Consider the following 7,048-nt stretch of genomic DNA (forward strand, 5'->3'; position numbering starts at 1 on the left):
CCATGAGCACGGCCAGTCCTTCCATGAAGCTGGGAGCGGCCATGGCCGCGCGCCGCACCCCGGAGCAGCTCAAGGCCCGCCGTCAGCTGATGTGGCGCGAGCTGCTCACCAGCCTCTGGGCCCCGCTGGTGGGCGTGGGCCTGGCGTTCATCCCGTACGTCACGCTGATTGAAATGGCGCCCGGCACCGCGTCCTGGGCCCAGCCCCTGATGAAGGGCTTCGGCCTGCTCATGGTGCTGGCCTTCTTCGGGCTCCTGGTGTGGCGCAACGCGTCCCGGAAGGAGTCGCTGCTCCGGACGCTGCGCCACGAGGCGCGCGAGCTCATCGCCGAGGACGAGCGCATCCTCGCGCGCGTGGGCACCAAGGTGTCCCCGGCCGCGGCGGATCGCATCACCGAGCAGGCGCTGCGCGTGGAGTCCGCGTCGGTGGCGGGCAACGCGGAGGCGCTGCGCACGGAGACGCAGGCGCTGGAGAAGCTCACCCAGGAGCAGCTGGGGGCGTACCGCAAGCAGTCCGTGTGGGACTTCCTGGGCGGCTTCGGCAAGGCGTTGCTCATCGCCCTGGTCATCCGCACGGTGCTGGTGGAGCCGTACCGGATTCCCTCCGGCTCCATGCTGCCCACGCTGCAGATTGGGGATCAGGTCTTCGTGAACAAGTTCATCTACGGGGTGCGCGTCCCGTTCATGAACGTGGTGCCGTTCCGCATCGTGCGGGCGCCGCAGCGCGGGGACGTCATCGTCTTCAACAACCCCGTGGACGAGTCCAAGGACTTCATCAAGCGCGTCATCGGCATCCCCGGCGACACGGTGGAGATCGTCGACGGGGTGGTGCGGATCAACGGCGAGGCCCAGCCCCGCACGCTGGTGTCACCGGACTACGTGGTGCACAACCAGGACGACACGACGGGCCGCTGGTTCGACCAGGAAGAAGTGCTCTACCGCGAGGACCTGGGCGGCGTGGTGCACTCGTCGCTCCAGCACCCCATGCGCATGCCGGGCCGCGAGCACGAGGGGCCCTACACGGTCCCCGCCGACAGCGTCTTCGTGATGGGCGACAACCGGGACAACAGCGCGGACAGCCGCTACAACCTGGGCGGCCCGGCCGGCGCCGAGGTCGCCTACGTGCCGTACGGTCACATCAAGGGCAAGGCCATGGTCGTCTGGCTGTCGCTCGGCTGGGGGGGCCTGTTGGGCAACCTGTTCGGCGGCACGGGCCTGCGGGTGGACCGCTTCTTCGAACCGGTGCGCTGAAGAACGAACGCCAGGCAGGGGACCACCACGCGCCGTGCTTGACGCAACGTGCGGCGCGCGGTACGCGGCGGCCCCGGCCCATGAGACATCTTCTCGGAATCGCAGGCTGGCGGCGGGATGAGCTGGAAGCGCTGCTCGACCGTGCCCAGGCACACCTGCCCGGCGGACCGGATGCCTCGCACGTGTTGCGCGGCCGCGTCGTGGCGAACCTCTTCTTCGAGGACTCCACCCGGACGCGCTCCTCCTTCGAGGTGGCCGCGCGGAAGCTGGGCGCGGACGTCCTCAACTGGAGCTACGCGGGCTCCTCCGTGTCCAAGGGCGAGACACTCCTGGACACCGCGCGCAACATCGAGGCCATGGGGCCGGCGGTCATCGTCATCCGCCACCGCTCCTCCGGCGCGCCCGGGCTCGTCGCCCGGCACGTGAAGTGCGCGGTGGTCAACGCGGGCGACGGCGCGCATGAGCACCCGTCCCAGGCCCTGCTGGACGCCTTCACCCTGCGCCAGCGCTGGGGCCGCCTGGACGGGCGCACGGTGCTGATCGTGGGCGACGTGCTGCACAGCCGCGTGGCGCGCTCCAACCTCCTGTGCCTGAAGGCCCTGGGGGCGCGTGTCGTGCTCTGCGGACCGCCCACCCTCCTGCCGCCAGGGCTGGAGGAGATGGGCGGAGAGGTGACGCATCAGCTGGATGCCGTGCTGCCCCAGGCGGACGCGGTGATGTGCCTGAGACTGCAGACGGAGCGCATGTCGGAAGCCTTCCTGCCGTCCCAGCGGGAGTACTCGCGGCTGTTCGGTATCACGCCCGCCCGCGCGGAGCGGATGAAGCCGGACGCCCTCGTGCTGCACCCGGGCCCCATCAACCGAGGCGTGGAGTTGTCGCCGGTGGTGGCGGACGGGCCTCGCAGCGTCATCCTGGAACAGGTGGCCAACGGCGTCGCGGTGCGCCGGGCCATCCTGGAGGCGTGCGCATCATGACCCCAGTGCTCTTCCAGCGGGCGCGCGTCATCGACCCGCGCAATGGCGTGGACGGCGTTCGCGACGTGCTCGTGACGGACGGCCGGGTGGCCCAGGTGTCGGAGGCCCCGCTGCCCGCGCCCAGGGACGCGCGGGTGGTGGACGCCAGGGACAAGTGGCTGGTGCCGGGCTTCATCGACCTGCACGTGCACCTGCGCGAGCCGGGAGAAGAGGGCAAGGAGACGGTCCTCACCGGCTGCCGCGCGGCGGTGGCGGGCGGCTTCACGGGCGTCGTGGCCATGCCCAACACCAAGGTGGTGAACGACAGCGCGCTCGTCACGGAGCTGGTGCTGTCGCGCGCCCGGGACGCGGCCCTGTGCCACGTGTACCCGGCCGGTGCCATCACCAAGGGGCTCAAGGGCGAGGAGCTGTCGGAAGCAGGCGAGCTGATTGGCGCTGGCTGCGTGGCCCTCACCGACGATGGCCGCCCGGTGATGAACGCGGGGCTGATGCGCCGGGTGCTCCAGTACGCCACCCAGTTCGACGTGCCGGTGATGGTCCACGAGGAGGACCTCACGCTGTCCGCCGGCGGCGCCATGCACGAAGGCGCCACGTCCACGCGGCTGGGCCTGCGCGGGATTCCGTCCTCCGCGGAGGTCGCCATGGTGGCGCGCGACCTGGTGCTCCTGGAGGAGACGAAGGGGCGCCTGCACGTCGCGCACGTGTCGTGCGAGGGCAGCGTGCGCCTCATCCGCGAGGCCAAGAAGCGCGGCCTGCGGGTCACCTGCGAGGTGGCGCCGCACCACTTCACCCTGGATGACCGGGCGGTGGGGGACTACGACACCCACGCGAAGATGGCGCCGCCGCTGCGCAGCGACGTGGACGTGAAGGCGCTGCGCGAGGCGCTGGTGGATGGCACGGTGGACGCCATCGCCACGGACCACGCGCCGCACGGCGTGTCCGACAAGCTGGTGGAGTTCGAGAAGGGCATCAACGGCATCGTCGGGCTGGAGACGGCCCTGGGGCTCACGCTGGCGCTGGTGCACGAGGGCGTGCTCACCCCGCGCCGGGCGGTGGAGCTCCTGTCGGACGGGCCGGCGAGGGTATTCGGCCTGCCAGGCGGTCACCTGGCGCCTGGTGCCCCGGCGGACATCACGCTGGTGTCACCTTCGGAGGAGTGGACGGTGGATGCCCACCGGTTCTATTCCCGCAGTCGCAACACGCCCTTCCATGGGCGCACGCTGAAGGGCCGCGTGACGCAGACGTGGGTGGGCGGCCGGTGTGTGTTCGAGGACGGTCAGCTCAAGGAGTCGCGGTGATGACGAAGCGGGCGGTGCTCGCACTGGCGGATGGCACCACGTTCGAGGGACGCGCCTTTGGCGCTTCCGGCGAGACGGTGGGTGAGGTGGTCTTCAACACGTCCATGTACGGCTACCAGGAGATCCTCACGGACCCCTCGTACGTGGGCCAGATCGTCACGATGGCGTACCCGGAGATGGGGAACATCGGGGCGAACGCGGCGGACGAGGAGGCAGGGCTGCCGCACGCGGTGGGCATGGTGGTGCGCTCGCTGACGAAGACGCCCTCCAACTGGCGCTCGCAGGAGACGCTGGACGCGTACCTCGCGCGCCACGGCCGCGTGGGCATCGAAGGCGTGGACACCCGCCGGCTGGTGCGCCACCTGCGCACGCACGGCGCCCAGACGGGCATCATCTCCACGGAGAACGTGTCCCCTGGCGCCCTGTCCGAGCGCGCTCGCGCCGCCGCGGGCATGGAGGGCATGGACCTGGCCACGGGCGTGTCCTGCAAGGAGCCCTACGTCTTCACCACGCCGTCCCCGGACGTGTTCCTGGCCCCCGGTGACAAGCGGCCGGAGCCGGAGCTCAAGTACGACGTCATCGCGTACGACTACGGCCTCAAGCGCTCCATGCTCCAGTACCTGGTGGACGTGGGCTGCCGCGTCACGGTGGTGCCGTCCCACTTCACGGCGGAGCAGGTGCTGGCGAAGAAGCCGCACGGCGTCTTCCTGGCCAATGGCCCCGGCGACCCGGCCGCGGTGAAGGGCGCGGACCGCACGGTGGCGGCGCTCCTGGGCAAGGTGCCGGTGTTCGGCATCTGCCTGGGGCACCAGATCATGGCGCTGGCCCTGGGCGGCCGGACGTACAAGATGAAGTTCGGTCACCGCGGCGGCAACCAGCCCGTGAAGGACCTCACCACGGGCAAGGTGGAGATCACCGCGCAGAACCACGGCTTCGCGGTGGACGACGCCAGCCTCAAGGGCAAGGCCGTCGTCACGCACATCAACCTCAACGACGGCACGGTGGAGGGCCTGGCCGTACCGGACGCGCGGGCCTTCAGCGTGCAGTACCACCCCGAGGCTTCGCCCGGCCCTCACGACGCGCGCTACCTGTTCAGCCGCTTCGCGACGCTGATGGCGGGTTCGTAGGAAGAAAGTTCGCAACGGCCATGGACACCGCGCTGACCCCGTTGTCGTACCAGCCGTACCTGGACCAGCTCATCGCCTTCGGCAGCCAGGAGGCCCGCAAGCCGGACCTCCTGGAGGCCAAGGCGGAGTACTTCCGCCTCACCGGCGAAGTCTTCGAGGACGACAAGCTCTTCGAGCTGCGGATGGCGTCGTTCCTGGACTACTACCTCTACGACCGCGTCTCGCCGCTCACCGGCAAGACGCCGGCCGCGGAGCTGTACGAAGAGCGCCAGCAGTCCGCGCCGCCGGAAGAGGCCAACGCCTTCCGCAGCTTCACGGAGACGGTCCACGGCCTCTTCGAGGTGCGCAAGCTGGGCAAGGGCATGGTGCGCCTGCGCGAGCTCTTCTCCGGCAAGGACTTCGACGTGACGGAGCGCCGCCACATCGCGGGCCTGGAGACGGGGGACGTGCTGGAGGCGCGCCTGGTGCCCTTCGGCGGCCACCTGCTGTTCTCCTCCGCCTTCTGCTACCACCCGGCCATGGCGCTCAAGGCCATCAAGGCCGAGGTGAAGCGCCGCAAGAAGAAGGAGCCGGAGCGCCCCGCCAAGGACCTGGTGTGGGAGTGCGCCCGCCGGGCCCTCAACGTGGAGCGCTACCGCCAGCTGTCCGTGGAGAAGCTCTACGACTTCGAGCAGAAGGTCCTCTAGCCGAAGACCTCCTGCTTCACGCGTCCACCGCGCGCGGCCTTCAGACGCGGTGGATGCTCATCAGGTTGGTGTTTCCCGGCACGTTGAGCGGCACGCCGGCCACCAGGATGAAGGGCTCCCCCGGTTCGCAGAGGCGCTGCTCGTTGCAGAGCCTGCGCACCTGCTTGAGCATGGCGTCCGTGGACGAGATGCGCTTCACCCGCTGCCCCGTCACGCCCCAATAAAGCCCCATGCGGTTCACCGTGTCCGCGTTGGGCGTCAGGCCGATGATGCGCGCGTCGGGGCGGAACTCGGAGATGAGCCGCGCGGTGTGGCCGCTCTCCGTGTACGCGACGATGGTCTTGATGTGGAGCTGCCGGGACGCGGCCACCGCCGCCGCGGCGACGCCGGTGCCCAGGTCCTTGGAGAGTTCGAAGGGGGGAGCGGCGAGGGTGACCAGCCCGGTGCGCTCCGTCTCCTCCACGATGCGCGCCATGGTGGCCACCGCCTCCACGGGGTAGCGGCCCGCGGCCGTCTCACCGGAGAGCATCACCGCGTCCGCGCCATCCAGGATGGCGTTGGCCACGTCCGACACCTCCGCGCGCGTGGGCCGGGCGTTGAGCACCATGCTCTCCAGCATCTCCGTCGCGACGATGACGATGCCGCCCATGCGGTTGACCTCCCGCACGATGCGCTTCTGGATGGCGGGGAGCTGCTCCAGCGGCATCTCCACGCCCAGATCCCCGCGGGCCACCATCACCCCGTCCGACTCCGCGGCGATGGCCGCCAGGTTCTCCACCGCCTGGGGCTTTTCAATCTTGGAGATGATGGGCGTCTTGAGCTTCGCCACCAGCGCGCGCGCCTGGCGCACGTCCTGCGCGGTGCGCACGAAGGACAGCGCCACGTAGTCCACGCCCACCTCCTGGCCGAAGGCCAGGTCCACCTTGTCCTTCTCCGTCAGCGTGGGCACCGACATGGCCGTGCCGGGCAGGTTGAGCCCCTTGTGGTCCTTGAGCAGCCCGCCCAATTCCACGCGGCACGTCACGTCCTGGCCGCTCACCTTCAGCACGCGCAGGCGCACCCGGCCGTCGTCCAGCAGCACCTCGTGGCCCTTCTGCACGTCGCGCGGCAGCGTGCGCACCGGGGTGGGGATGACGTTGCCCTTGCCCATCACCGCGCGCGTCGTCACGGTCACCGTGTCGCCCGTCTTCACCGCCAGCTGGCCGCCCTCGAAGCGCCCCAGGCGCACCTTGGGTCCCTGCACGTCCTGGAGGATGGCCACCGGCAGCCCCAGCTTCTTCGACACCGCGCGGATGCGCTGGAGGCGCTGCCGGTGCTCGTCGTGCGTGCCGTGGGAGAAGTTGAGCCGGGCCACGTTCATGCCCGCCTTCACCAGCCCCTCGATGACTTCTTTTGAGTCCGAAGCCGGACCCAGCGTGCAGATGATCTTCGCCTTGCGCATAGAGGCCGCCCATCCTAGCCCCACGGGGTGGGCGGCTTGACAGCCTTGCGCCCGAAGGACTAACTCTTCGCCTCACGCGGCAGGCGGAAAGTTACCGCGAGCCAGCGCACGCCATTCGTGGCTCTCAGCTGTCTGAGACGAAGAAAGCCCGGCTACCCTGGGAGGGGGGGCCGGGCTTTCGTCGTTCCTGGGCTGCGCTTCCGGCGGCTAGAGGTCGATCTCCTGGCCCTTGCCGATGGGCTCCATGAGCGCCGGCGTGGAGTGGTCCATGC

The 7,048-nt window shown here is 70.0% G+C and carries 6 protein-coding genes; 5 read left to right on the forward strand and 1 reads right to left on the reverse strand.

The annotated features are described in order from the left end of the window. Nucleotides 1–2: 2 nt before the first annotated feature. From lepB to D7X55_RS01690, 5 genes are all read left to right on the forward strand, one after another. Nucleotides 3–1,250: a signal peptidase I gene (lepB, locus tag D7X55_RS01670; RefSeq protein ID WP_167510817.1), complete on the forward strand. Its 1,248-nt coding sequence runs from the start codon at nucleotides 3–5 to the stop codon at nucleotides 1,248–1,250. Nucleotides 1,251–1,330: 80 nt separating this feature from the next. After that, on the forward strand, nucleotides 1,331–2,224 hold the full coding sequence (locus D7X55_RS01675) for an aspartate carbamoyltransferase catalytic subunit (RefSeq protein WP_014397337.1): 894 nt from the start codon (nucleotides 1,331–1,333) through the stop codon (nucleotides 2,222–2,224). Further along, a complete protein-coding gene (locus D7X55_RS01680; RefSeq protein WP_199746829.1) occupies nucleotides 2,221–3,522 on the forward strand; it encodes a dihydroorotase in 1,302 nt (433 codons plus the stop codon). The genes D7X55_RS01675 and D7X55_RS01680 overlap by 4 nt, the downstream gene beginning before the upstream one ends. After that, nucleotides 3,522–4,649 carry a glutamine-hydrolyzing carbamoyl-phosphate synthase small subunit gene (carA, locus tag D7X55_RS01685; protein ID WP_120546414.1) on the forward strand — a complete coding sequence of 376 codons (1,128 nt, stop codon included), beginning with the start codon at nucleotides 3,522–3,524 and terminating at the stop codon, nucleotides 4,647–4,649. The genes D7X55_RS01680 and carA overlap by 1 nt, the downstream gene beginning before the upstream one ends. Before the next feature lie 20 nt (nucleotides 4,650–4,669). Beyond that, the gene (locus D7X55_RS01690) at nucleotides 4,670–5,335 is read left to right on the forward strand and encodes a hypothetical protein (RefSeq protein ID WP_120546413.1); all 666 of its coding nucleotides are present in this window, start codon (nucleotides 4,670–4,672) and stop codon (nucleotides 5,333–5,335) included. A 40-nt stretch (nucleotides 5,336–5,375) separates the two neighbouring features. Here the strand turns inward: D7X55_RS01690 and pyk are convergent, their stop codons facing one another. Then, entirely contained in the window at nucleotides 5,376–6,776 is a 1,401-nt protein-coding gene (pyk, locus tag D7X55_RS01695; protein ID WP_121722012.1) for a pyruvate kinase, read from the reverse strand. Between the last annotated feature and the right edge of the window lie 272 nt (nucleotides 6,777–7,048).

The sequence above is a fragment of the Corallococcus sp. AB049A genome (assembly GCF_003668885.1).
GTDB classification, from domain to species: Bacteria; Myxococcota; Myxococcia; order Myxococcales; family Myxococcaceae; genus Corallococcus; species Corallococcus interemptor.